Origin of the sequence: Amycolatopsis sp. NPDC051372 (genome assembly GCF_040682095.1) — a bacterium.
Classification (GTDB): Bacteria; Actinomycetota; Actinomycetes; order Mycobacteriales; family Pseudonocardiaceae; genus Amycolatopsis.
The window spans coordinates 1-23076 of record NZ_JBFBAF010000062.1; the positions used below are offsets into that span (position 1 = coordinate 1).

Consider the following 23076-nt stretch of genomic DNA (forward strand, 5'->3'; position numbering starts at 1 on the left):
ATCCACTCCGACCGCGACGCCGAGATCACCTGCACCACACCATGATCAACTATCTAGGCAACCAGACCCACACCGGGTTACGAGACATCCCTTAGGAGACTTACTGGATCGCTGCCGCGCGGAAGAACGGACCTTGATCGGGAACAGTTGCAGCGTTGACTTCGTGAACGAACTCGTCCTGCTGGAGAACCGGTACGAGACCTGGCCACGACACGTGGTTCCCCAGCGCGCGTTCTGGTCGGTACTCCGGGGCTTCCGTGCGTTTCTCGCCACTACGGTTCACACGCCCGCCCTCGCTCGCCCGGCCGACTATCCGGTGGTGCTGCGCATGACCACGGAGCGGCAGCCGGGGAGCGGTGGCAAACCGGTGTTCATCAACCACACCTATTTTCCGGCCGATTGGACGGTCGACGAGGTGAGACAGGCCGGCGACGGCGCGTGGCGATCGGAGGAGGCGCTACGCGACGAAAAGACGGGGGCGTGGTCCGGCGTGTGGCGGGGCCTCGAGCTGGCCGGGTACTACAACGTCGGCACCGGAGAAGTCCTCACCTACTTCCCGGTGATCTCACCTTGACGGTGAGCGTCTCCGAGAAAGATCGCGACCGGCCCTCGACGTCTGAAACCTTGGCCGGCCCTTTGCCCGGTGGCGCAACACCTTCGACCAGGCCGCGTTGCAATAGCGGATTCAGGTCAGCCGGTTCCACGGCGGCGCCACAGGCGGTTCGATGCGGCGAGCGGCGCCGCCACTTGATGCCTGCGTGTGTCGTCGCGTGGTCGAAAGCCTCTACTCAAACCAGATCGGCGTTCGAGGAGACCTCGAGCCGGGTCCCGTCCGAGGCTGGAGTAGCCGCCGCCAGGTCGGGGAGTTGGTTGCGTTGTCGGCGGCATCGACTACGAGCCACGCTTGCGCGGGAGCAGGTTCGCGTCGTTCTCGTGCGGGGCGGGGAGTAGGTCGCGGCGTCCCGGAGGCGCCGCGACCGCGGGAAGCCGAGGCGCGCCGCCTCGCTGTCCCGGCCTCCGCTCAGAGCACGATGTCCGCGAGTCGCTCGATGTCGGTGACGTCGTCGGTCGTCGGCATGACCAGGAGTTCATCGGTACCGAGCTCGGCGTACTCCTTCACTACCGTGCGCACCTCGTCTGCAGTGGTGCGCACACCGCTGCAGACGAAGTCGGCCAGCTCGTCACCGCCGGTGCTGTAGTAGTCGCGGACGTTGGCACGGCCGCGATCCGGGTCGCCGAGGGAGAAGTAGGCGAGGCCGACGAGGCGAGGATCACCATCACGGCCGTGCTCTTGCCAGGCCGTGCGCGCCTTCGCGAACGCTTCGCCGGCCATTTCCGCCGGCACCGTGCCGGCAACGTAGCCCTCACCCCATCGAGCCATGCGGGCCAGTGCCGCCGGCGCCGATCCACCGAACAACAGGGGAACCCGCCGGCTACCGCTCGGCACCGCGGCGTTCTCCCCTCCCCCGACCGGATCACCGTTCCACACGCTGCGGTAGGTCTCGAGGTCGCCGTCGATCCTCCGGCCGAGGCCCTTCGGGCCACGACCCTCGACCACGAAGTCGTCCGGGCGTCCGCCGATGCCGACGCCGAGCGTCAGCCGGCCTCCAGATACCCCGTCAATGCTCGCCACTTCCTTGGCCAGCAGCGTCGCGGGCCAGACGGTGGCCAGCAGGACGTTGGTCAGCAGGCCGATCCGGCGCGTCGCGCCGGCGGCCGCCGCGAGGGCGACGGTGTCCATCACCCCGGGGAAGGCGATGCGGCCAACGGTTCCCAGCGTCGAGAACCCTGCTTCTTCCGCGCGAGTCGCGATCGAGGGGATCACAGTCGGGTCGAGGTTGCGCACCTGATTCGGAAGGCCGGTGCCGATCTTCATTCGCGATTTCCCATCTTGATGCTCTGATCGTTTCACCTGAGCTGGCTCGCCGAACGACGATGTCGTGGCCCGGCGGGACCGCTAAATCCAGGTAGTTGGTGGTGCTTCGAACAAAACGGGGCCACAGTGATCAGCCCTGCACCTGCCCGCCATCGAGAACCAGGTCGAATCCGGTGTAGAAGCTGCCGTCCTCACTGGACAGGAAAAGGACCGACTTGGCGATCTCGGAGGGTTGCGAAATCCGCTTGACAGGCAGGGCCTCGGCAAGCATGATCCGCGCCGCGTCTGCGGCCTCTTTGGACGGGTGCTGTGCGTCCAGCATCGGCGTGTCCACTGGTCCTGGACTGATGGAGTTGACTCGGATTCTCGGTCCCAGCTCCTTCGCCCAGGTCCGTGCGAACGAGCGGACCGCCGCCTTGCTGGCCGGATAGGCGGTGTAGCCAGGCATGCCCAGCACGTGCCCGGTGGAGGCCACAAGGGTCATGCAACCGCCATCGCGCATGAGCGGCAGCGCCTTCTGCGCGCTGAAGAATGTCCCACGCGCGTTGATGTCGAAGTCTTGTCGTACTGCTCAGGAGTCGAGTCGGCGAGCAGCACCTGCTCGCCGATCGCCGCGCTGGTCACCAAGATGTCGAGGAACCCCTTTTCCTCCCGCACCGTGGTGAACACCCGGTCGAGATCGTCCAGGTTCGCCGAGTCCGCTTGCACGATCGAGACGTCGTGTCCGATCTGCGCACGAGCCTTCTCGAGCTCGGCCAGTCGCCTACCAGTAATGAAGACATACGCATCTTCGGCGACGAACAACTCTGCCGTAGCCAGTCCGATGCCGCTGTTGCCTCCGGTGACGACCGCGACTTTGCCGTCCAGTTTTCCCATTTTTTTAGCCCCCTCGTTCAGGCATACCAGGTTACCGCGAGCATGAAGGACGATGACCGAAACACCGATCCGGCATTGCGCAAAGCGATGCCGAACTATCTTTTCGATAAGAAGTGTGACGTAGCGCGAGCGAGTGCGCTGCTGCGACCCAGCACGAACAGGGCACGTCGTCCTCGCGATCGTTCACACAGGTCATTCAATCATGGGAAGAGATCGTATCTCATCGTGACCTCATGGATCATGAACGAAAAGCTCACAGTCATTGACCTCGCGGTCAATCCAGGTTCCGGGCTTCTGCTCCGTGAGCTGAATTTCCCCAACGGACGCAACCAGGCCACCGCCCCGAGCATCTTTCGGTACACAAGCAGTGGATGAATTCAATGGGGAATGAGGTCACAATGTTTTCACAGCGGATCACTGTTTCGTCCTTGGTACTGGCGGCCTGCGCGATGACGGTCGCGTTGACTGCTGCCTGTCAGGCGGCTCCCGACGTCGGGGGATCAACCTCACCTGGCGACCAGGCGGTCACCTCGGCGAGCCCCACGCCCGCACCGACGGTGGCCAGCAGCGCTGCCGACGCGACACACGACCGGAAGCCCGCAGGAGCCGCCGAACCGCCCCGGCCTGTCACGCCGGAATGCAAGGCTGGGCAGCTGAAGCTCAGCTTCGGCGAAGGTGAAGGGGCGGCCGCGGGGAGCAACAACTACGCGCTCCAGTTCACCAACACCGGGGAAAACCCATGCGTCATCGTCGGCTTTCCTGGTGTGTCGTTTGTGGCGGGAGATCAAGGCCGACAGGTCGGGAAGGCTGCCTCCAGGGTCGGCGCCAAAGGGCCGCAAATCAACCTTGCACCGGGTCGGATGGCCTCGGCGCCCGTCTCCGAAGCGGATGCGCTCGCGTTCCCGCAGAACACCTGCCGGCCTGTGCCGGTCCGCGGCTTGCGAGTTTATGCGCCTGACGACACCGCTGCCGAGTTCATCCCGTTCAGCGGACAGGAAGTCGCCTGCAGCGAACTCCCTACGAGCCAGCTGTCCGTGAAGACGATCGTCGCCGGTGACGGCAGCATCAACTGATGCGGATGCCGAGTCCGGTCTGTTCCTGACGGCGAAGACCGAGATGCCCGGCCGCTGCGCGTAGCGGCCGGGCATCCATGCGGTGTCATTCAGGGCGGTGACCCCAGTCGGACTGAGATTCCCTCAGAACAGGGGAACCCCAGGGTCCATACCGAACCGCACTCGGCCGACAGCTTCGAAGTAGCCGGCGGCGTGGTTGACGTGCTGGAGTGCCACCATGCCGTCGCGGAACTGGCGCTCGACAGGGTTGCCATCGTAGATCGACGACGAACTGCCGAGTTCGTACATGGCGCCCAGCACCTCACGGCTCACCTGCGCGGCATGGCTCATCGCGGCGCGCAGGGTTGCCCGCTGGCCGAGCGTGACCGGGGTGGCGGTTTCGCCGGCGGCATCGATGCTTTCCGCCGCGTCGAGTAGGTAGTTTCTCGCGGCCTGGAGCGCTGCTTCCGAGCGGCCCATGACCGCGTGAGTGGTAGGCAGGTCCGCAAGCACCGCTGAGGACAGCACGCTCTTTTTCGTCTTGGCCAGGCGGACGGTCTCGTCGATGGCCGATTGCGCCACGCCGAGCGCAACAGCGGTGCACCCGGGGAACACGAGGGTCGGTGTGAATCCCCGGTACAAAGGCCGATCGATCCTCGCCGGAACGTCGAACCGCGCTGCCAGCTCCGCGGGAACGACGACGTTTTCGGCGGTGACGTCGTTGCTGCCACTCCCGCGCATGCCATTGACCTGCCACGTGTCGTGCACGGTGTACTGGCCCGGGCGGAGAAGGAACAGCCGGACATCCGGTGCGCCCTTGTCGGTCATCACAGGCTTGCCGTCGCAGGTGACCACTGCGATGACCGAGAGCCAGGTCGCGTGGCGGATTCCGCTGACGATCTTCCATGTCCCGGAAACGCGGTACCCACCCTCGACCGGCACGGCCACGCCAGGGCTGCCGGAATTCGCGAAGATCGGCTCGTCGCCGTTGCGCCAGACCTGGTCTGCACCCGTCTCGTCCAGTAACGCTGCGAGGAAGCCGAAATTGGCGTTCCACACGATCCAGCCGACAGATGCGTCGATCCGGCCGAGGCCCTCGTATACCCTCAGCGCGGCAGCCAGCGACACCTCGTAACCGCCGAACTCCTTGGGGGTCAGCAGGCGAAAAGCCCCGACCTCCCGCAATTCGTCGATCAGTTGCGCGGGAAGATCACTGTTCTTGTCAATCTCTGGTTGTGCCGCCCGGATAGTGGCCTTGAGTGCGGCGGGTATCTCAGATGGGTTGGTCGAGTTGCCTAAATTCATAACCCCTTCAACGAGTACTCACCTGATTTCGTTTGCATCACGGCAAAAACCGCCTTGTGATCTGCCGCTCAGAGGACTCCGGCACGCAGGGCGAACGCGACGGCGTGCACACGGTTGCGGAGGTTGTGCCGTGTCGTGAGGGAGTGCAGGACGAGTTTGATCGTGCTTTCCGAGTACGTGAGTTCCCGGGCGATTTCCGAAGTTTCCGCCCCGTCGGCGAGCAAGCGGAGAACCTCGACTTCGCGCTCGGTGAGGCCGATGCTGTTCACGCCCATCCGGTCCCGTGCGTCACGCTGCATCTGCCGCACCAAGCGGATCAGCTTGCGGAGGGTCTCCCTGGGCATGACACTGTGCTGCCGCGCCGCGCCCAAGACGGCGTCGGCGAGAGCAGCACCATCGGCCGATTTGCTGTCCACGATGGCGACGACACCGTATTCGATCATGGCGAGCAACGATGCCTCAGGGACTTCGCCGGTGAGAAGGACGACCGGCACCCCGCAAGTCCTCCGAGTCCTCAACTCGTCCATCGTGCCGGGATTCACCTGCGTTGTTGCCAACACGAGGACGTCGGGACGCGTCCCCTCCCGGGCCCGGGCAATGCCAGCGTGGCTTTCGAGGACCATCGTGAGACCGGTGGTGGTCAGGGCATCCGGTCCCGCCACGTGGACACGGGCTTCCTCCGGTTGGTACCACGGCCTGGCCGCGATCTGGTCCATCGGCGTTGTTCCTGTCTGTCGTATGCACGCGATGACCTCAGGGTGCCGCCGCGGCATTGGTGGGGTGTCGACAGACTCTTTATTGCGGACCGTGAGCACTCGAACACGAGAAGCATGCCTGTCGGCAGCCAGGCCAGAGTGACGTATCGTTCTTAGCCGTTCGGTGAAACACGCCCCGTGATGGAGGCACAGCGCTGTCCAGCGGGGCTTGAACTTCCCATACTGCGGCAGCGAGAAAGGGCGGTATTGCGATGGCCGACTTGGACCCCGAAGTCAGGTACACGGTCCACCATCAGTGGCTGCGTCTCCTGCCGGACAACCTCGCTCGGATCGGAATCTCCGACTTCGCCCAGGACTCGCTGGGTGACGTCATCTCGGTATCCTTGCCATCGGTCGGAGACGCAGTCGTCGCGGGCGAACCATTCGGCGAGGTCGAGTCGACCAAGAGCGAATCCGAAGTCTACGCACCGGTTTCCGGAACGGTCACATCGGTGAACGACCTCCTCTCCGACAGTCCGGAGGTCATCAACGACGACCCGTACGGTGACGGCTGGTTGCTCGAGGTGAGAGTGGACCCGGCCCGCCGAGAGCCCACTTCCGGCGAGCTCAAATTGCTGACTTCCGATGAGTACCAATCCCTCACGGAGGGTTGAGCAAACGGGGCCTTGGCCTGAGGTCATGCCGGAGTCATCTGATCACGGTGGTGGCGTCGGAGAGGCAGGCGTAGGTCGCCTCGACCAGGACCATCTTGCGGGGATCGTCCCGCAGCGAGGTACCCATCCGGTTCATCACGTAGCTGAAGCCGACACCGCGTTCTACGTCGGCGAAGGCCGTCGAACCCCCCCAACCATCGTGGCCGAAGCTTCGGGAGTTGGGGCCGAAGCTTCGCTGGTGGCTGCCCAGAGTGAAGCCCAGGCCGAACTCGTTGTCCAGCGCCATGACCACATCGCGGCAGCGGCCCTGTCCGGTTCGGCCGAACTCGATCGTCTCGCGCCGGAGCAGCCGTTCCGAGTCGTCGACCAAGGCACCGTAGATCGTCGCCAGGCCGTAGGCGGTTCCATGGCCGTTGGCTGCGGGGATCTCGGCGACGCGCCAACGAGCTGAATTCACGTTCTTGGTCAAGGAGTGCGGATTGCCCAGCGCGGCGAGGGCCGCCCTCGTGGGTTCGGCCGCGAGGGCATCGGCCACTTGCTCCGCACCGGCGGCCGGCTCGACGATCGTGGAGCACCGCTGGAGGTCGCTGCGGTCCAGGCCGATGTGGACGTCGGCGTTGAGCGGTTGCGCCACGTTGGCACGGAAGAACTCGCCCACCGTCTGCCCGGTAATTCTCCGGATGACTTCGCCGACGAGATAGCCGTAGGACAACGCCTGGTAACCACTGACAGAACCTGGCTCGAACAAGGGCTCCTGTGCCGCGAGCACGAGCGTCATCTTGGGCCAGTCGAGCAGGTCGTCGACGCCGAGGGGGTGCTCCGGGGGCACTCCGGTCACGCCGGAGCGGTGGGACAGCAGCCAGCGGACGGGGATGTCGCCCTTACCTGCACTCGCGAACTCGGGCCAGTAACGAGCCACGGGCGCGTCCACGTCGAGGTCTCCACTCTCGACCAGCTGTAGCGCGGCGATGGCCACCAAGCCGTTCGTGGTCGACCAGATGTTGGTCAGGGTCTGCCGGCGCCACTCGACAGCGCACTGCGGATCCACCCAGCCACCCCACAGGTCGACCACCGCGCGCCCGCGCACCACGACGGAGACTGCGGCGCCCAGTTCACCTCCTTCGGCGAAGTTGCGCTCGAAAGCAAACGCGACCTTTTCGAAACCATCCGCGACTTCTCCGTGGACGGGCGCGGGCGAGGAGACGGGCATCTGGCTTCCTTCGGTCGAGGCGCGTCGCTTTGTGCCGTGGTTCGGGCTCTCGATCCTGCGCCACCACAGAGGCCGCCTGGTACGGTTTTGGCCGGAGAGCCGACGAACTTCGCACCCGCAGGCAGCTCCGCACCGCTTACGCACCACGAGATGCCGATGCTTCACGGCGATTCTGCCTGCCCGCTCAGGCCCGCCAGCGCGGCTTGCGCCAATCGTGCTTCCCGCCCCCGTTGTTGTTGCTGGAAGAGCTCCAAGGCTTGCCCGAAGTTCTTCTCCGCCAAGTCGTCGCGGCCGAGGGTCCGGTAGGTGCAGCCGAGGGTGTACAGCGTGTCGGACACGGAGAACAGTTCGTCGCCGAAGAGCGCGACCGCCTCCTCCAGCCGGTCGACGGCTTGTTCGAGGTTTCCGGTTTCCGCGAGGATCGTGCCCAGGGTGTCCAGGATCGTCGGGCGGAGCTTGTGCGCCTCCGCTTCCTCGGCCAAGGTTAGAGATCGTTCGGCCATCTCCCGGGCCTCCGGGTACCGGTGTTCCAGCTTCATGCACCAGGCGAAGTGGTTTGCGATTGTTGCTCGCAGCGCCGCAGACTGGCCGGTCACCAGCCGCCAGGCCGAGGAGATCGTGTCGAGTGCCTCGCGGGTGTGTTGCTGTCGCATGTGGATCTCGGACAGCACCTGCAAGCTGAGGACTTGCTGGACCACATCGGATGAACGCTCGGCGATGGCCAAGGCCCGGCAGATGTGGTCGAGTGCTTGTTCGTGGTTCCCGGTGCGGGTGAGGGATTGTGCGATGCAGCGGTGGGGCAGGCACTCGAGGTTCTCGTCGCCGACAGCGTGGGCCGCGGCCAGCGCGTCTTGCCAGATGCTCAGCGATTCGCCAGGGTTGCCCTGCGTGGCGTACAAGGAACTGCTGCCCCAAGCGAGTTGCCATACGGCTTCGTGCCAGCCGAGCATCTTTGCCGTCACGCGGACAGCCGCGATGTTGTCCGCTTCGGCGGTCACCCATCGCAGCGCCTCGCACCGATCGCGCAGGGGCACCGGCGTGCAGCCGACGGGCAGCGGAATGGGGCTAATGGGTGGACGGCCGGGGTCGGCGAGCTGCACAGTGCGAACCAGGGTGTGCAGGTAGAACGAGACGAGCCGACGCAGGCCGGCTTCACGCCGGTCCAGGCCCAGGTTTCGTTCCGCTTGCTCACGCGCATACGCGCGGACGAGGTCGTGCATGCGAAACCGTCCCGGCTGGTACTGGCGGACCAACGACGCTCGCTCGAGGGCGCGAAGGGCGGTGCGGATGGCGGCGTAGGTCTTCCCGGCCAGAGAAGCCGCGGTATCGAGAGCGATATCGGCGCCCGGGGTCAGACCCAGCAGCATGAGCAGATCCGCAGCTTCGTCGTCCAGCGCCGCGAACGATGTCAGCAGCACCGCCCGGATACCGAGATCCGCGTCCACGTCCAGCGCGTTCAGCGTCGAGCTCGCGTCCACGAGCTCGTCGGCGAGCGAAGTGAGCGAGAAGTCCGGATGTTCCTGTGCGCGGCCGACGACGATGCTCAGCGCCAGGGGGAGACCGGCACAGGCGTCGACGAGACGCCTGACGGCCGCGGGCTCTGCGGACGCGCGCGCGGGGCCCAGCCGGGTCACGAGGAGATCGTGAGCGTCGCTGTCGTCGAGGACGTCCAAGGTGATCAGATCGGCGCCGTGGCGCGAGACGAGTCCCGTCAGCCGGGTGCGGCTGGTGACCACGACCGAGCATTGTGGGTTGCCGGGCAACAGTGGCGTGATCTGGTCGACGTCGCGTGCGTTGTCGATGATCACGAGCAGACGCTTGTCCGCCGCGAGGCTGCGGAAGAGCCCGCTCATCGCGGCGCCGTCCCGAGGGATCGCAGCGGGTTTCACCCCCAGGGCGATGAGGAACGTGCGCATCGCGGCGTCAGGGCACACGCGTTCCCCGGACGGGTCGAACCCACGCAGATCCACGAAGAGCTGCGCGTCGGGGTACTCGCCGACGTGCTCGTGCGCCCAGTGCAAGGCGAGCGCGGTTTTGCCGACACCGCCGGGGCCGACGATGACCGAGACGGGCGCCGGCGTCGCAGACAAGACCTCCAGTTCCTTTTCACGTCCGGTGAACGAGCGGGGCGGGGCCGGTAGCTGGCGAGGGATCAACGGCGGTAGGACATCCTCGTCATCCAAGTCATGTGGCTGAGGGCTGATGACGCCGGGTGCAGACTGCCTCCGCGGTTCGCTCATCTCGGCATCGCCGGTGAGAATTTCCTGGTGAACGGCCCTCAGCGCAGGCCCCGGGTTGACGCCGAGTTCGCTCGCGAGCAGCTTCCTGACCTGCTGGAAGTGCAGCAGCGCTTCGGCCTGCCGGCCGGTCCGATGTAGCGCAACCATCAATTGGCCTGCGAGGCGCTCGTCGAAGGGATACTGCTCGACGCGGACGGTAAGTCCCGGCAACACCTGCGCGTGGCGGCCGAGTTCGAGCGCCAAATCGGCCCTGTCCAGCAGTACCCCTGCTCGTTCGGCGTGCAGCGCGGCCCGGAACTCGCGCAACCACGGACTGTCGAGCCCGGCGAACGGCTCGCCGCGCCACAGGCCGAGTGCGTCGTCGAACAGCGCCAGCGCGGCCTCGGCCGCGGCGGCGCGTCGGGAGCGCCGTACGAGCTCCCGGAACCGGTGGACGTCGACGTTCTCCGGAGGAGCGTCGAGTACGTAGCCGTGGCCACGGCGCACGATCTGGTGCTCATCCGCCAGTGCCGTGCGCAGGCGCGAGAAGTAGCTGTGCAGTATGCCGCGGGCGCTGTTCGGCGCACGATTTCCCCACACCCGCATGACCAGGTCATGCAGCGAAACGGGCTGCCCGGCATCGAGGAGGAGCACAGCCATGACCGTGCGGGGACCCGTGGCGCCCACCGGGTGCAGCACGCCGTCGCGGAGGACTTCTACGTTGCCCAGGAGCTGGAAGTCAAGTGACATCACGCACCAGCCCTAGCCCGTTCTCCCCCGCCTTCGCCGCCTAGTGAGCGCACTCCTGAAATGCTGTGCCGCCCTGAGGAAGGGCGAGGGTGAGGTTGGAGTGCCTCGATCCACTTGCCGCACCTTACCTACCGGCGTGGCCAGAACCGGCCAGGGAAACCTTACAGTTCCATTAGGCAGTGAGAAGTTGTGTCTGCCAAGGCATCGCCCAGACGAGGTGCCTTGGACTCGCCGCGTCAGTTCAGTGCGGCAAGACCTGGACGAGCTGGCTGCGTGATGTGACGCCGAGTTTGGTGAACACCTTGTGCAGGTGATACTGCACAGTGCGCGCGCTGATGAACAGGCGGGTCGCGATTTCCGGGTTCGATAAGCCGTCGCGGGCCATCGCGGCGATCTGCGCTTCCTGTGCCGTCAGTTCGTCGAAACGCACGGCGTCGACCCGCTTCCTGACGGTGCTGCCCGCGGCGCGCAGTTCACGTCCGGCCCTGTCTGCGAACGCACGTACTCCCATGGACTCGAGCTGCATGTGGGCCGTACGCAGGTGTTCGCGAGCGTCGAGGTGCCGGCGTTCCCGCCGCAGCCATTCGCCGTAGAGCAGGTTGGTGCGGGCGAGCTGGACGCGCATCCGCGTGCGGCCGAGGTGCTCGAGCGATTCGCGGTAGAGGCCCCCGGCTGCGTTCGCTTGGGCCAGCAAGGCTTCGCTGCGCAGCTGCATGCCCAGAGCCCAGTCGCTGCCGGCGGCGTTCGTCATCGCGGTGAGGCGGACATGAGCGTCGAGCGCGAGGTCGTGGTGGTCGCTGCGCACGGCGGCCTCGATCAGTTCGGGTAGGACCCAGACCAGCTGCCCGGGATCGTGGTCGTATTCGGTGGCGCGCAGCGCGGCGTCGAGCGCCTCGTCGTAGCGGCCGAGGCCGTTGCACAGCACCGCCATCGCCCACTCGGCGAACGTGATCCCTACCCCCTCACCGCGGCTGGTCACGTCGCCGATGGCGTCGTGGATCACGGTTCGCGCCACGGTCTCGTCGCCGCGGAACGCGGCCAGGCCCAGCGCGCCGTAGGGGGCGATGTTGCTGCCCGTCAGTTCCTCGATGGCGCGGACCTCGTCGCTCAGCGATGCCGCGCCGGCGAGGTCGCCGGAGAACAGCAACAGGTACGAGCGCGACGTCAGCGCCAGGGGGAGTTCGCTCAGCGCGCCGGTGTCCCGGGCGAGGCGGAGATGACGGGCCGACAGCGCGTCCCACGTGCCGTCGTCCCAGATCCGTAAAGCGATGATGCTCGCCAGATACAGCCAGTGCAGCTCCTCCTCGGCCGGCATGCCGGCGCCGAAGACACTTAGGCCTTTACGCAATGCCGGCAACCCGGCCGCGTAGGTGTCGTTGACGGAGATAGCCAGGCCGTCCAGGAGGAGGTCTGGCGCGTTGGGTTCGCGCTGCGGCGGAGGAGCGCTGGCTGCCGCCTGCGCGACCTCCAGCAGATCCCCGCCCGGGCCTGCGAGGCGCCCGGCGAAGATCGCGGCGTGCAGCGCGTCCAGGTAGGTCGCCCGCGACAGTTCGGGATCGACGGTCTCCAGCCGCCGGGCCGCGTGCACCAGCAGAAGGGGCGCGTCGCTACCGCGGTTCGTGACGAAGGCCAGCTGCGCCCGGATGAGGCCGGCCTCCGCGTGCTGGAGGTCGGTCGATGGCCCAGCCTCGGCGAGGACAAGCAGGTCGACGGTCGCGTCGAGTGCGCCGGCCGCCAGCGCGGCCTGGGCCGCGGACAATGCGCGCCCCACCCGGCGTGCGGGGTCGGGCGTCAAGGCAGCCGCGTGCTGCAGGAACGCGGCTGCCGCGGCAAGGCCGGCGCGCGCCATGGCGCGATCCGCCGACAATTCGAGTTCGGCGGCAACGTCTTCGTCGGGCCCGGGTGCAGCCTGTGCGCGATGCCAGGCGCGGCGGTCGGGATCGGCCCGCGAGTCGGTGGCTTCAGCGAGCGCGCGGTGCACGCGAAGCCGCTCGGCCGGCGTGGCCGAACGGTAGACGGCGGAGCGCGCAAGGGGGTGCCGGAACCGGATGTGCGCACCCAGGACAGCCAGCCCCGATTCCTGCGCCGCCGTCGCGGCGTCGGCTTCTATTCCGAGTCCGGCGATCGCGCGGTAGACAAGGGCGGGATCACCGGATGGGTCGCTCGCCGCGGTGAGCAGCACGAGCCGGGCAGGCTCGTCGAGCACGCAATAGCGTCGGCCGAAGGTGCCCTCGATACTCCCCGGCAACGGCGTTGCGCCGAGGAGCCCGAACCCGCCGGCAAGTTCGGCCGGAGTCAGGCCGAGGGGGAGTTCCAGGAGCGCGAGCGGATTGCCGTCGGTCTCGGCCACGAGCTGGTCACGTACGCGGGCGTCGATCGGGCCCGGGAGCACCGCGTCGAGCAACGCCCGGGCGTCGGTCGGGCGCAGGCCTTCTACGCGGAGCCCGGGCAGCGTGGCGAGGTCGCCACCGGCGTCGCGGGTCGCGAACACCACGCCGACGGCTTCGGCCCCGAGCCTTCGTGCCACGAAAGCGAGGATCTGCGCCGAGGTGCGGTCGAGCCACTGCTGGTCGTCGATCAGGCAGAGCAGCGGCTCGCGCTCGGCGGCCGCGGAGAACAGGCTCAGTACGGCGAGACTCACAAGCAGCCGATCGGGCGCCGGCCCGGCGCTGAGCCCGAACACCGTGCCGAGCGCCGCGCGTTGCGGTTCCGGCAGCTCAGCGAGGTGGCCGAGCAACGGCGCGCACACCTGATGCAGCCCGGCGTACGCGACCTCTATTTCCGACTGGACGCCGCCACCCAGCACCACTCGGCATCCCGGCGCGCCGCTGATGTGCTCCAGCAAGGCGGTCTTGCCGACGCCGGGTTCCCCGTGCACCACCAATGTCCGGCTCTGGCCCGCGCAAACGTCTCTCACCAGTGCGTCGAGCACTGTGCATTCGGCGCGCCGGCCCACCAGGTCCGCTGCGCGCCGCGCACCGGACGAGTCCGACGGCATCCGCACCGGCTCACCGTACCTCGCCGGGTCGCTGGCCACTGGCGGATGCATCCCGTCCGGCGGGTGGAACACAGTGGGGCGTCCACCGACGTGGAAGGGAAGGAACAATGGGCCTGTCCTGGCAGCAAGGTCCGCTCGCGCCGGGCGCGGTCGGCCGGTTCCTCGTGCCGGATCCTCTGCCTGAGCGGATGCCGTTCGCCGAACCGCTGCGCCGGCGGATGCGCGTGCGGTTCGGTGAGACGTGGATCGCCGACAGCGAAGACGTGGTGCTCCTGCACGAACCCGGCCGGTACCCGGTCGCCTACTTCCCGGTCGGTGACGTCGTCGACGGCGTTCTGGAGCCGACCGACCACACCACTCGCCACCGCGACTTCGGGCCGACGGCGTGGTACACAGTCGCCGCCGGGGACGCCGTCAAGCAGCGCGCGGCGTACGAGCACGTCGAACTGCGCGGCCACGCGGCCGAACTCCGCGGACGCGTCGCCTTCGCGTGGCGCGCGATGGACGCGTTCTACGAGGAGGATGAGCGCGTGGTCGGGCACGCCGCTGACCCCTACCACCGCATCGACATCCGCAAGACGAGTCGGCACCTGACCGTGCACCACGAAAGCCGGGTCGTCGCCGACAGCACCCGACCGCTGGCGCTGTACGAATCCGGTTTCGCACCACGGTGGTACTTGCCCCGCGACGACGTTGACTTCTCGGTACTCGCGCCCGCCAAGGGCCAGACGTTCTGCCCGTACAAAGGAATCTGCAGCTACTTCGACATCGCCGGCCAGCGCCGAGCCGCATGGTCCTATGAGAGCGCGTGGTCGGGAGTGCAGCAGGTGTCCGGATTCGTCTCATTCGAGCCGGACAAGGTGCAGGTGCACCTCGATGGCGTCCACCTGCGACTCGAACCCGGTCAGACGGTGGTCGCGCACGGCCTCGACCGCGACCTGACCCTCGACGAGGTGAAGTGATGACCGCGACGCTCCTGTCGGTCAACCTCGGCATGCCGAAGGACGTGTCCTGGCAGGGCAAGACCGTCCACACGGGAGTGTGGAAGAGGCCGGTCGAGGGGCCGGCGAGGGTGCGCCGGCTCAACATCGACGGTGACGGGCAGGGCGACACGGCCGGTCACGGTGGGGAGCAGCGCGCGGTGTTCGTGTACCAGCTCGACTCGTACCGGCATTGGGAGAAGTATTTCGGCCGTGAGGAGCTGGAGTACGGGTCGTTCGGAGAGAACTTCACCGTCGAGGGTCTGGCCGATGCCGAGGTGTGCATCGGGGACCGTTACCGCATCGGTGAGGCTGAGTTCGAGGTGACCCAGCCCCGGGTGACGTGTTATCGCGTCGGCCTGCGGATGGGAGAACCTGAGTTGCCGGCGTTGCTGGTGGCCCACCACCGGCCCGGGTTCTACTTCCGGGTGCTGCGCGAAGGCCACGTCACAGCCGGCGACGAGATCGTCAAGACCCACACCGGGCCCGGCGCGCTGAGCGTCGTCGACGTCGACGCGTTGCTGTACCTACCCGCCAAGGACACCGACAAGCTGAAGCTCGCCGCCGAAATCCCCGCGCTGAGCCCAGGCTGGCGGCAGTCGTTCGAAGACCTGCTGGCCGCCCAGGACACCCCGGCCGGGCCCGCGTGGGACGGCTTCCGGCCACTACTGGTCACTGCGGTCGAACCCGAAAGCACCTCGGTGTCGTCGGTGTACCTCGAAGCCGAAGACGGCGGTGCGCTCCCCGCCACGCGCGCGGGCCAGTACCTGACGATCCGGGTCGCTGGGGCCGCCACGCCGGCGCCAGTTCGCAGCTACTCCCTCTCGTCCGCCCCGGGGGCGAACGGCTACCGGATCAGCATCAAACGGGAGGGCGTCACGAGTACCTATCTGACCACGCAGGTGCCGGTCGGTACGACGCTGGACGTCGCGGCCCCGCGCGGGGACTTCGTGCTCGGTGACGACGCAGGTCCGGTGGTGCTGGTCTCGGCCGGCATCGGTGTCACGCCGGTGCTGGCGATGCTGTACGACCTGGTGGCGCGCGGCAGCTCGCGCGAAGTGTGGTGGATCCACGGTGCGCGCGGACCGGCGGAGCACCCGCTGGCGATCGAGGCGCGCGAGCTGGTGGGGTCCCTGCGACAGGGTTGCTCACACGTGTTCTACAGCCGGGCGACGGAGGCCGAACGTAGGTTGGCCGGCGCCCGGGCGGGCCGGCTGACCAAGGACGCGCTGACTGAGCTGGGTGTGCCCGCCGACGCCACTGCCTACGTCTGCGGGCCGGCCGCGTTCATGACCGACATGACCGCCGCGCTGACCGCGGCCGGACTCGACCCGGCACGGATTCACACCGAACTGTTCACCGCCCTCGACGCCATCAACCCCGGGCTGGTCGGACAGACCACCCGCCCACCGCACCCGCCGCCAGGCCCGCCCGGCACCGGACCCGTGGTGACCTTCGCCCGCAGCGGCGTCGCCGCCCCGTTCCCCGGCGGCAGCCTGCTGGAATTCGCCGAAGCGTGCGACGTGCCCGCCCGCTGGAGCTGCCGCACCGGCGTCTGCCAGACCTGCCTCACCCCCGTGCTGTCGGGCGCCGTCGACTACGCGCCGGCACCGCTGGAGCCACCGGCCGCCGGCCAGGCGCTGCTGTGCTGCTCCACCCCACACGCCGACCTCGTCCTGGACATGTGAAAGGAAATCCCCCGATGAACTGGGCTCTCGAAGTCCTCACCCTCTCGGTCAGCGACGTCGACAAGGCGCTCGAGTTCTACAGGGACCGCGTCGGTTTCACCCTCGACGTCGATTACCACCCCAGCGACGGCTTCCGCGTCGTCCAGCTCACCCCGCCCGGCTCGGCCTGCTCGATCCAGCTCGGCACCGGTCTCACCGACGCCGGCCCCGGCTCGGCGCGCGCCACCTACCTCGCCGTCACCGACGCCGAGGCCGCCCACCGCGAGCTGACCTCCCGCGGCGTCGCCCCCGGCCCGCTCCGCCACAAGAAGAACGCCGACACCTGGCAGGGCGACTGGGAACCGGGTCTCGCGCAGGACCGCCGTGACTACGCGAGCGCGTTCGACTTCGCCGACCCGGACGGCAATACGTGGGTCGTGCAGGAGATCGGGTACCAACCGTAGCGGAGATGCCTCTGAGTCCCCTGTCACTGACTGGCTCCCTGGCCGAGCGATCAACTGGCGCCAGACGGTTCGCTGCCGTCGTCAGCTCTGAGCACCTTGCCGCCCGGGATCGACGCGCCATCGTTGCTGCCACTGGATCAGCGGCATGAGTCCGACCAGTAGCTCCCGGCCGGATTCGGTGAGAGTGTAACGAATCTCGACCGGCGTGGTCGGGATCACGGTCCGCTCGACGAGGTTCTCGCTCTCCAGTTCCTTGAGACGCACGGCCAGCAGCCGGGTGGAGATGCCGTCGACGGCGTGGTGCACCTCGCCGAACCTCTGCGCCCCGCGGGCGAGGGCCAAAAGGATCGCGGCGCTCCACTTGCGACCGACGAGCTCGATGCTGCCCTGGAACTCTCGGCACGACTCGTCGTCGATCGTACCCACGTCTCGGAACGTGGCCGGTTTGCTGATCACTTACTAATAGTAACTCACTTACCTTGTGTTTGCGGAGCGTGGTGCCCGGGCGGATTGTGGGCTTCGGCTCACGAAGGAGAAGCACCATGATCGAAACGAACACCGGGCGGACCGTGACGTTCGGAGTGAACGTCGATCCCGTTGTCGTGCCCGCGGGCGAGCTCGTCGCCCTCGCGCGGGCGGCCGAGGACAGCGGGTTCGACCTGATCGGCATCCAGGACCACCCGTACCAGGCGCAGTTCTACGACACCTGGACGCTCATCGCTTATCTCGCCGCGAACACCCGATCGATCACGTACACACCGAATGTCGCCAACCTCGGGCTCCGCCCGCCGACGATGCTCGCGAAATCCGCTGCCACGCTGTCGCGGCTGCTCGGTGGTCGCGTCGTCCTCGGGGTCGGTGCCGGCGCGTCGGGCGGGCCGATCCCGGCGATGGGTGGTGTCGACCGGTCCGGGCGGGCGATGATCGAGTACGCGGAGCAGTCGATCGAGCTGATGCGCACAGCGTTGCGCGGCGACATCGTGAAGCTGCACACCGGCCAACTCGATGTGCGCGGGTACCGCGGCGGCCCCGCCGAGCCCGTTCCACTGTGGGTGGGCGGCCGGATGCCGAAGATGCTCGGGGTCATCGGCCGCGCCGCCGACGGGTGGCTGGCGCCGGGCAGTTCCTACCTCAAGCCGGCGATGGTGCCGCGCCTGAGCGCTGCGATCGACGACGCCGCCGCGGCGGTCGGCCGGGAGCCGGCGAGCATCCGCCGGATCTACAACGTGCAGGGTGTCGTCGGCGCGCCGGGAGCGGCGGACCTGGCCGGGCCGGTCGACGCCTGGGTCGAGTGGATCGTCGACTGGGTTGACCGCCTCGGTTTCGACGGGTTCGTGTTCTGGCCGATGACCGATCCGGTCGGTCAGACTGCGGTGTTCGGCAATGAAGTCATCCCGCGGGTCCGCGAGGCACTCGCAGCACGGACCACGGTGGCGCCCCGATGAAGATCACGGTGCCGCCGGCGCTGGCCGACCGGGTGGTCCGACCGGGTAGCCCCGAGTACCGGCTGCTGCGCTCGACCTACACCAGGGTCCACTCGCCCGCCGCGGTCATCCTGCCGCGCTCGCCCGAAGAAGTCCGCGCCGCGCTCGAGATGGTGCACGACACGGGCCTGCCGCTCGCGGTCCGCAGCGGTGGCCACTCGATGTCCGGGCGTTCGTCCAACGACGGCGGCATCGTGATCGACCTCTCCGGACTGCACCGCGTGGACGTCGTCGACCGGGGACGCCGTCTGGTGCGGATCGAAGCCGGTGCCCGGTGGGGCCGCGTCGCCAGAACGCTCGCCGAGCACGGGCTCGCGCTCAGCTCGGGTGACCACGGCAACGTCGGGGTCGGCGGACTGGCCACCGCGGGCGGGATCGGCTGGCTGGTGCGCAAGTACGGGCTGACCATCGACCGGCTGCGGGCCGCCGAGGTCGTGCTGGCCGACGGGACGATCACCACGGTCGACGCAGACCGCGACCCCGAGCTGTTCTGGGGCCTTCGCGGCGGCGGCGGCACGCTCGCGATCGTCACCGCGTTCGTGTTCGAGGCGGTGAAGATCACCCGGGTCGCCGTGGCCCAGCTGCAGGTCGAGGTCAGCAACGCCCGCAGCTCGCTGGTCGCGTGGGACGAGTACTTGCGCACCGCTCCCCGCGAGCTCACCGCAACGATGACCCTCTTCGGCGGCCGCAAGGGAACGGCCACCGCCCAGCTCACCGCCGTGTACGCGGGCGACGATCCCTCGACAGCGTCACGGGTCTTCCGGCCACTCGGCGACCTCGGCCCCGTGCGCGACAGCGCTGCCCAGCTGATGCCCTACCGCGCGCTGGTGCCGGTCGCACACGAACACCCCAACGTGGGGCAGCAGGATTCGTTCGTCCGCAACGGATTCGTCGACAAACTGGACGACGACGTCCAGCGCCGGGTCTTCGGCCTGACGGGTGCACCCGAGGTGCTGGTCCAGATCCGCGCCCTCGGTGGCGCGATCGGCGACGTCGACGAGGACGCCACCGCCTTCGCCCACCGCCACCAGTCCGCGATGATCGTCGGCACCGTCTGGGGCGCCGGCAACATCGTGACGCTTGACGAGTCGATCACACCACTGGCCCGCCACTTCACCGGCGCCTACGTCAACTTCGACGCCGACGGCGACCGCGCGATCGCCGACCTCGCGTTTCCACTCCCGACGCGTCAACGCCTCGCACGCCTTAAACACCGCGTCGACCCGAACGGTCTGTTCCCGGCTTACTCGGTGTAAAAGCTGTTACTCGACGCAACACGGGTCATCCCCGTTTGGCGTGCCGGGCTTCTCGTTTGAGGTGCTGGTAAAAGGGGATCACTCGCCGCGGCTCTCGAGCCCGGCGACGCGGTCTGCGTGCTGGGCCTCGGCGGCGTCAGCCTGGCCGCGGTGCTCGGAGCGGTCGTCGACCGTGCGGGCGTGATCGTCGCGATCGACCCGGTGCCGGAGAAGCGCCAACTCGCACTGGAGCTCGGCGCGACCCACGCCTGCGCGAACTGTTTCCGCAGCAGAGATCTGTAACGCATGCCGTGTCCGCGCCAATGTCACGTTCTCAGGGGTGCGCAACGGTCTGGACCAGGCGGATCGACTACGGGCGGATCCGCGGCCACCCGACCGCCCACCGGCAGGCCAAAGGCCGTGCCGGTGGGCGGCCACCCATGGTGGACCCGGAGATCCACAAGCAGCGTCATGCCGTGGAACGCGGAATCAACCAGCTCAAGCGCGACCGCGCCGTGGCCACGAGGTACGACAAGCTCGCGGTTCGCTACGAGGCCAATACTCGGATCGCACAGCTAACGCCCGCCCGCACCGGCACCCGTGCCGCCGCGCAACCGCCGAGTCCACCCATGCAGGGGTGGGTCAAAATCGACTGTCCGACTGGCCGTCCTGGACTCCGCGCTGGCGCTGCCCGCAGGCCTCACCTGGGCCAACTCGGACCGTCCGGACTGGGCCAGGAACCGCTGCCCAAACACTCGTCCTGTGGATGTCGGTGATGAGCGTCTTCAGGTCGCGCGAGTCATTGCACAGGCGTTGCCGGCGTACCGTGGCGGGATCCGCTCAGAGGCCGTCGATGGCGGTGCGGACCAGGACGGCCAGCTTGTCCTGTGCCGCCTTAGGACCGGTGTACATCACAGCGACGGTGGCTTCGCTGGTGTGCTTGGCGGCTCCGAGGATGGAGCCCTGCCCCTGGCCGGTGTACACAGCGGCGTCTCCGACACCGCTGACAGGCTTGGCACCTGGCAGGTTCTGCCACGCGGCAATGACCTGTTCCGGAGTCACGGAAGGGTCAGTGGGACTGATCGCCAGGGCACCGAGCGACGAGTCGGTTGCCGCGTTGTGGTATTCGCACATGTAGGTCGTCAGGCCGTTGCTCGCCTTCTGCGGTGCCTTTGCGTTGCTGGTCACCTTGTCGATCGAGTACGCCTGGGCGACTGCGTCAGCACTGAGCAACGTGCAGGGGTCGCTCGGTGATCCGGCGGCCGCGTCGGCCTGCGCCGCCTGGCTCGCTGGAGAGGTCGCGGCCGTTGTGGCCGTTGAGTCGACGGAAGAGGCCGCGCTCGATGTGTCCGATGATGAGCAGCCGGCGAGAAGTAATGCGCCGGCTGTGAAGGCCACAATGGAGGATGCGGCTACGAAGCTCTTTCTGTCAGAGCGGTTCAGTTTCACGAGCGGGCACAGTACCTGCCCGCTCGTTGATTGTCCTAGATGGGGGCTATGTCCTCTCTGTCACGAAAACTTCGCTGTCAGTGCCGCTTTTCTGGCTCGTCGCCGGTGGCCGCAGGGAACCCCTGCGCCAGCTCAGCCCATCCGGGTCTGCCCGCCAGCGACGAAGCAGAACCGACGTTGCTTGATGACCTGCAGAAACGTTCCGAGGACTGCACCACGGCCGGCAAGCTCGCCATCGACGTCACCCAGCTGCAGGCCCGGACCGACGTGAACCTGGCACTCACCGCCGAGCGCGCGCAGGGCGAGCTGGCCGGCTCCCCGGTGATCGACTACGCCGCGAAGCAGGCCGGCGGGCAGGGAAGCCGCCGACCACGCCGCCCGACGGCGAACGGAAACCTGCGTGAGGCCCATCCGCGTCCCGTCGAGGCCAACGTTGCGGGCGCGGCATGGCCTGGTACTGCGGCATAAGTTGGTCATTTACTTACATATTAGAACAGCGCATCCGGCAGCTACGACATGGGCTTCCGCGACTACAACCCCAGCATCAACCGCTTCACCACCCGCGACTCCTACAACGGCGCCCTCGCCGACCTCAACCTCGGCACCGACCCTGGACCGCCAACCGCTACGCCTTCACCGGCGGCAACCCCATCAGCCGCATCGAACTCGACGGCCACGAACCCATGCTCCCCACCTGCGCGAAAAGACCCGAACCTCGACACCACCAAGGTGCTCGATGAAAACGGCTACTGGAAGCGCTCGGAAGACATCAACGCCATGGGCGCGGCCGCGCTCAAGGACAACCATGGGAGCCGCCCAACTTACGGAGATCTGCTCGACTTCGGCAAATGGCTCGGCGGAATTGCTTACAAACTCTCTCCGGCTTCCGACGTTGAAAACTGTGCCGACAACGGCAGCGCCCTGCCTTGCACATCCGCTGCAATGGGCATTTTCGGCGGCATCTTCGGTAAGCTCGGCGGAAAGATCCTCGGCAAGCTTGGCAAATTGGAGTCACTGGGCGCAAAGGTTGCAAAAGCTGGGCCCCTAGCGTTCAAAGACTCGTTTGCGGGCGAAGACCTTATCCGTGATGTCTATGTCAGCGGTGTGCAGATTCGTGTTGAGAGTGGTCATGGGTACCGCTCGGATCATGCGGCGACATCGGCGGACATAACCTCCGTTCTGGATAGAGATGTCGTGGACTCTGCAGTGGCCAGAGACCTCGCTGCGCGGGTCGGCGCCGCAACCCAGGTCGCAACCGGAGGTAAGGCAGGGGCCTCTACCTTCCAGATTGCGCTCAACGGCTACAATGTCGAGTATCGCGCCGTATACATTCCACAGTTGCAACGCTATGATATTCCCACCTACTGGATTCCTTAAAGGATCTGACCCGATGTGGAACGACACCATCGAACTTGCCCGAGAGTATTCACGGCAGGCTGAACACGTAGACCCATCTGAGGCCTGGACGCCGCAGGAGTGGGGCCGCGCTGCCGATGCGCTTCTCATGCTTGTGCAGGCTGAAACCTCCGCATACCGCCTAGGCGAGGTATTGCGATACGACGTCGGGCTCAGCCTCCCAGTGGCTGTGGTCAAGGCGACATATGAAAGACTCTTCGCGATCGGGGTCAACGATGTGCGCTCCCGGCTTTGCTATGCCCGGTACCTCTTTATGCATGGTCCCGATTGGGACCAAGAGGCCGAGGAAATCCTCCGCCAGGTCGAGGAGCCGGCGCGACTAGCTGGTATCTGGGATGCCGACTTTGTGGGGCATCATCCAGTCTTCTATGAAGGCCCGCCCAGGTAGGGGGTTGTTCTGGAAGCCTGCCTGCGCGGAGCGATGGCCATGGCGGTGCGAACGTCGGCGTCGTGCCGGGCCGCCATCCACTGTTCCGCGCGGTGCGCCCTGGTGGGAGCTGGTCGTAGCAGAGCGTGGTCGTGGCCCAGTCGCGTCGGGACTTGTGCAGTCACGGTCCGCTATCTCCCAGCGCCGTCCCGAGGCGGCACGGGCGCGGGCAGCGTCACGGCGGCCCGGGCAGACCCTGCCTAGTACTCCAGCCGCACTTCGTGATACTTGCCGTGTAGTGTGTCGCTCTTGTGTTGAGCGATGATGATCTGGTGGCCTGGGTGTCCGGGTTGGATGAC

20 protein-coding genes and 1 pseudogene are annotated in these 23076 nt (G+C 67.3%); 12 read left to right on the plus strand and 9 right to left on the minus strand.

What is annotated here, in order from left to right; genetic code table 11:
- The first annotated feature begins 163 nt into the window (after window positions 1-163).
- Window positions 164-574, plus strand: coding sequence for an EndoU domain-containing protein (locus tag AB0M56_RS48785; protein WP_364189980.1), 411 nt, complete (start codon window positions 164-166; stop codon window positions 572-574).
- Window positions 575-1021: 447 nt separating this feature from the next.
- Here AB0M56_RS48785 and AB0M56_RS48790 read toward each other — a convergent pair whose 3' ends face one another.
- Together AB0M56_RS48790 and AB0M56_RS48795 are read right to left on the minus strand one after the other, a co-directional pair.
- On the minus strand, window positions 1022-1876 hold the full coding sequence (locus tag AB0M56_RS48790) for an LLM class flavin-dependent oxidoreductase (protein ID WP_364189983.1): 855 nt from the start codon (window positions 1874-1876) through the stop codon (window positions 1022-1024).
- A gap of 130 nt (window positions 1877-2006) precedes the next feature.
- A pseudogene (locus AB0M56_RS48795) lies at window positions 2007-2752 on the minus strand (SDR family oxidoreductase).
- Between the two features lie 398 nt (window positions 2753-3150).
- Here AB0M56_RS48795 and AB0M56_RS48800 point away from each other — a divergent pair.
- On the plus strand, window positions 3151-3825 hold the full coding sequence (locus AB0M56_RS48800) for a DUF4232 domain-containing protein (protein ID WP_364189986.1): 675 nt from the start codon (window positions 3151-3153) through the stop codon (window positions 3823-3825).
- A gap of 123 nt (window positions 3826-3948) precedes the next feature.
- Here the strand turns inward: AB0M56_RS48800 and AB0M56_RS48805 are convergent, their stop codons facing one another.
- Both AB0M56_RS48805 and AB0M56_RS48810 read right to left on the minus strand, forming a co-directional pair.
- Complete coding sequence (locus AB0M56_RS48805; protein WP_364189989.1) at window positions 3949-5109, minus strand: acyl-CoA dehydrogenase family protein; 1161 nt, start codon at window positions 5107-5109, stop codon at window positions 3949-3951.
- Between the two features lie 68 nt (window positions 5110-5177).
- Complete coding sequence (locus tag AB0M56_RS48810) at window positions 5178-5825, minus strand: response regulator transcription factor (RefSeq protein ID WP_364189992.1); 648 nt, start codon at window positions 5823-5825, stop codon at window positions 5178-5180.
- A 251-nt stretch (window positions 5826-6076) separates the two neighbouring features.
- Here AB0M56_RS48810 and gcvH point away from each other — a divergent pair, with 251 nt between their 5' ends.
- Window positions 6077-6478, plus strand: a complete 402-nt coding sequence (gene gcvH / locus AB0M56_RS48815; protein ID WP_364189995.1) for a glycine cleavage system protein GcvH — start codon at window positions 6077-6079, stop codon at window positions 6476-6478.
- A 34-nt stretch (window positions 6479-6512) separates the two neighbouring features.
- Here gcvH and AB0M56_RS48820 read toward each other — a convergent pair whose 3' ends face one another.
- The 3 genes from AB0M56_RS48820 to AB0M56_RS48830 form a co-directional block, all read right to left on the minus strand.
- On the minus strand, window positions 6513-7688 hold the full coding sequence (locus AB0M56_RS48820; RefSeq protein ID WP_364189998.1) for a serine hydrolase domain-containing protein: 1176 nt from the start codon (window positions 7686-7688) through the stop codon (window positions 6513-6515).
- Between the two features lie 161 nt (window positions 7689-7849).
- The gene (locus AB0M56_RS48825) at window positions 7850-10561 is read right to left on the minus strand and encodes a BTAD domain-containing putative transcriptional regulator (RefSeq protein WP_364190001.1); all 2712 of its coding nucleotides are present in this window, start codon (window positions 10559-10561) and stop codon (window positions 7850-7852) included.
- 337 nt (window positions 10562-10898) lie between these two features.
- Window positions 10899-13655 (minus strand): AAA family ATPase, encoded by a 2757-nt coding sequence (locus AB0M56_RS48830; protein ID WP_364190037.1) that lies wholly within the window; start codon window positions 13653-13655, stop codon window positions 10899-10901.
- Between the two features lie 107 nt (window positions 13656-13762).
- Between AB0M56_RS48830 and AB0M56_RS48835 the strand changes: the two genes are divergently transcribed.
- Genes AB0M56_RS48835 through AB0M56_RS48845 form a run of 3 tightly spaced genes read left to right on the plus strand, consistent with a single transcriptional unit; the run spans window position 13763 to window position 16766 of the window.
- Window positions 13763-14617: a DUF427 domain-containing protein gene (locus AB0M56_RS48835; RefSeq protein ID WP_364190004.1), complete on the plus strand. Its 855-nt coding sequence runs from the start codon at window positions 13763-13765 to the stop codon at window positions 14615-14617.
- Window positions 14617-16323, plus strand: a complete 1707-nt coding sequence (locus AB0M56_RS48840; RefSeq protein ID WP_364190007.1) for an MOSC domain-containing protein — start codon at window positions 14617-14619, stop codon at window positions 16321-16323. Before AB0M56_RS48835 ends, AB0M56_RS48840 begins: the two co-directional genes overlap by 1 nt.
- A gap of 14 nt (window positions 16324-16337) precedes the next feature.
- Entirely contained in the window at window positions 16338-16766 is a 429-nt protein-coding gene (locus tag AB0M56_RS48845) for a VOC family protein (RefSeq protein ID WP_364190010.1), read from the plus strand.
- A gap of 81 nt (window positions 16767-16847) precedes the next feature.
- Here AB0M56_RS48845 and AB0M56_RS48850 read toward each other — a convergent pair whose 3' ends face one another.
- A complete protein-coding gene (locus AB0M56_RS48850; protein ID WP_364190013.1) occupies window positions 16848-17192 on the minus strand; it encodes a helix-turn-helix domain-containing protein in 345 nt (114 codons plus the stop codon).
- Between the two features lie 116 nt (window positions 17193-17308).
- On the opposite strand from AB0M56_RS48850, the gene AB0M56_RS48855 reads away from it, so the two are divergent.
- The 3 genes from AB0M56_RS48855 (at window position 17309) to AB0M56_RS48865 (ending at window position 19788) form a co-directional block, all read left to right on the plus strand.
- Entirely contained in the window at window positions 17309-18211 is a 903-nt protein-coding gene (locus AB0M56_RS48855; RefSeq protein ID WP_364190016.1) for an LLM class flavin-dependent oxidoreductase, read from the plus strand.
- Window positions 18208-19506: an FAD-dependent oxidoreductase gene (locus tag AB0M56_RS48860; RefSeq protein ID WP_364190019.1), complete on the plus strand. Its 1299-nt coding sequence runs from the start codon at window positions 18208-18210 to the stop codon at window positions 19504-19506. The genes AB0M56_RS48855 and AB0M56_RS48860 overlap by 4 nt, the downstream gene beginning before the upstream one ends.
- A gap of 117 nt (window positions 19507-19623) precedes the next feature.
- Entirely contained in the window at window positions 19624-19788 is a 165-nt protein-coding gene (locus AB0M56_RS48865; RefSeq protein WP_364190022.1) for a hypothetical protein, read from the plus strand.
- A 537-nt stretch (window positions 19789-20325) separates the two neighbouring features.
- On the opposite strand, the gene AB0M56_RS48870 is transcribed toward AB0M56_RS48865, so the two are convergent.
- Complete coding sequence (locus tag AB0M56_RS48870; RefSeq protein WP_364190025.1) at window positions 20326-20934, minus strand: DUF3558 family protein; 609 nt, start codon at window positions 20932-20934, stop codon at window positions 20326-20328.
- Between the two features lie 105 nt (window positions 20935-21039).
- Here AB0M56_RS48870 and AB0M56_RS48875 point away from each other — a divergent pair, with 105 nt between their 5' ends.
- Genes AB0M56_RS48875 through AB0M56_RS48885 form a run of 3 tightly spaced genes read left to right on the plus strand, consistent with a single transcriptional unit; the run spans window position 21040 to window position 22738 of the window.
- Complete coding sequence (locus AB0M56_RS48875) at window positions 21040-21402, plus strand: hypothetical protein (protein ID WP_364190028.1); 363 nt, start codon at window positions 21040-21042, stop codon at window positions 21400-21402.
- A gap of 48 nt (window positions 21403-21450) precedes the next feature.
- The gene (locus AB0M56_RS48880; protein WP_364190031.1) at window positions 21451-22311 is read left to right on the plus strand and encodes a hypothetical protein; all 861 of its coding nucleotides are present in this window, start codon (window positions 21451-21453) and stop codon (window positions 22309-22311) included.
- A 13-nt stretch (window positions 22312-22324) separates the two neighbouring features.
- Window positions 22325-22738, plus strand: coding sequence for a hypothetical protein (locus AB0M56_RS48885; RefSeq protein ID WP_364190034.1), 414 nt, complete (start codon window positions 22325-22327; stop codon window positions 22736-22738).
- Window positions 22739-23076: the final 338 nt, after the last annotated feature.

Coding starts and splice junctions, on each gene's coding strand:
- AB0M56_RS48790 (WP_364189983.1), bottom strand. CDS start 1,876: ATGAAGATCGGCACCGGCCTTCCGAATCAGGTGCGCAACCTCGACCCG.
- AB0M56_RS48800 (WP_364189986.1), top strand. CDS start 3,151: ATGTTTTCACAGCGGATCACTGTTTCGTCCTTGGTACTGGCGGCCTGC.
- AB0M56_RS48805 (WP_364189989.1), bottom strand. CDS start 5,109: ATGAATTTAGGCAACTCGACCAACCCATCTGAGATACCCGCCGCACTC.
- AB0M56_RS48810 (WP_364189992.1), bottom strand. CDS start 5,825: ATGGACCAGATCGCGGCCAGGCCGTGGTACCAACCGGAGGAAGCCCGT.
- gcvH (WP_364189995.1), top strand. CDS start 6,077: ATGGCCGACTTGGACCCCGAAGTCAGGTACACGGTCCACCATCAGTGG.
- AB0M56_RS48820 (WP_364189998.1), bottom strand. CDS start 7,688: ATGCCCGTCTCCTCGCCCGCGCCCGTCCACGGAGAAGTCGCGGATGGT.
- AB0M56_RS48830 (WP_364190037.1), bottom strand. CDS start 13,655: ATGCCGTCGGACTCGTCCGGTGCGCGGCGCGCAGCGGACCTGGTGGGC.
- AB0M56_RS48835 (WP_364190004.1), top strand. CDS start 13,763: ATGGGCCTGTCCTGGCAGCAAGGTCCGCTCGCGCCGGGCGCGGTCGGC.
- AB0M56_RS48840 (WP_364190007.1), top strand. CDS start 14,617: ATGACCGCGACGCTCCTGTCGGTCAACCTCGGCATGCCGAAGGACGTG.
- AB0M56_RS48845 (WP_364190010.1), top strand. CDS start 16,338: ATGAACTGGGCTCTCGAAGTCCTCACCCTCTCGGTCAGCGACGTCGAC.
- AB0M56_RS48855 (WP_364190016.1), top strand. CDS start 17,309: ATGATCGAAACGAACACCGGGCGGACCGTGACGTTCGGAGTGAACGTC.
- AB0M56_RS48860 (WP_364190019.1), top strand. CDS start 18,208: ATGAAGATCACGGTGCCGCCGGCGCTGGCCGACCGGGTGGTCCGACCG.
- AB0M56_RS48880 (WP_364190031.1), top strand. CDS start 21,451: ATGGGCTTCCGCGACTACAACCCCAGCATCAACCGCTTCACCACCCGC.
- AB0M56_RS48885 (WP_364190034.1), top strand. CDS start 22,325: ATGTGGAACGACACCATCGAACTTGCCCGAGAGTATTCACGGCAGGCT.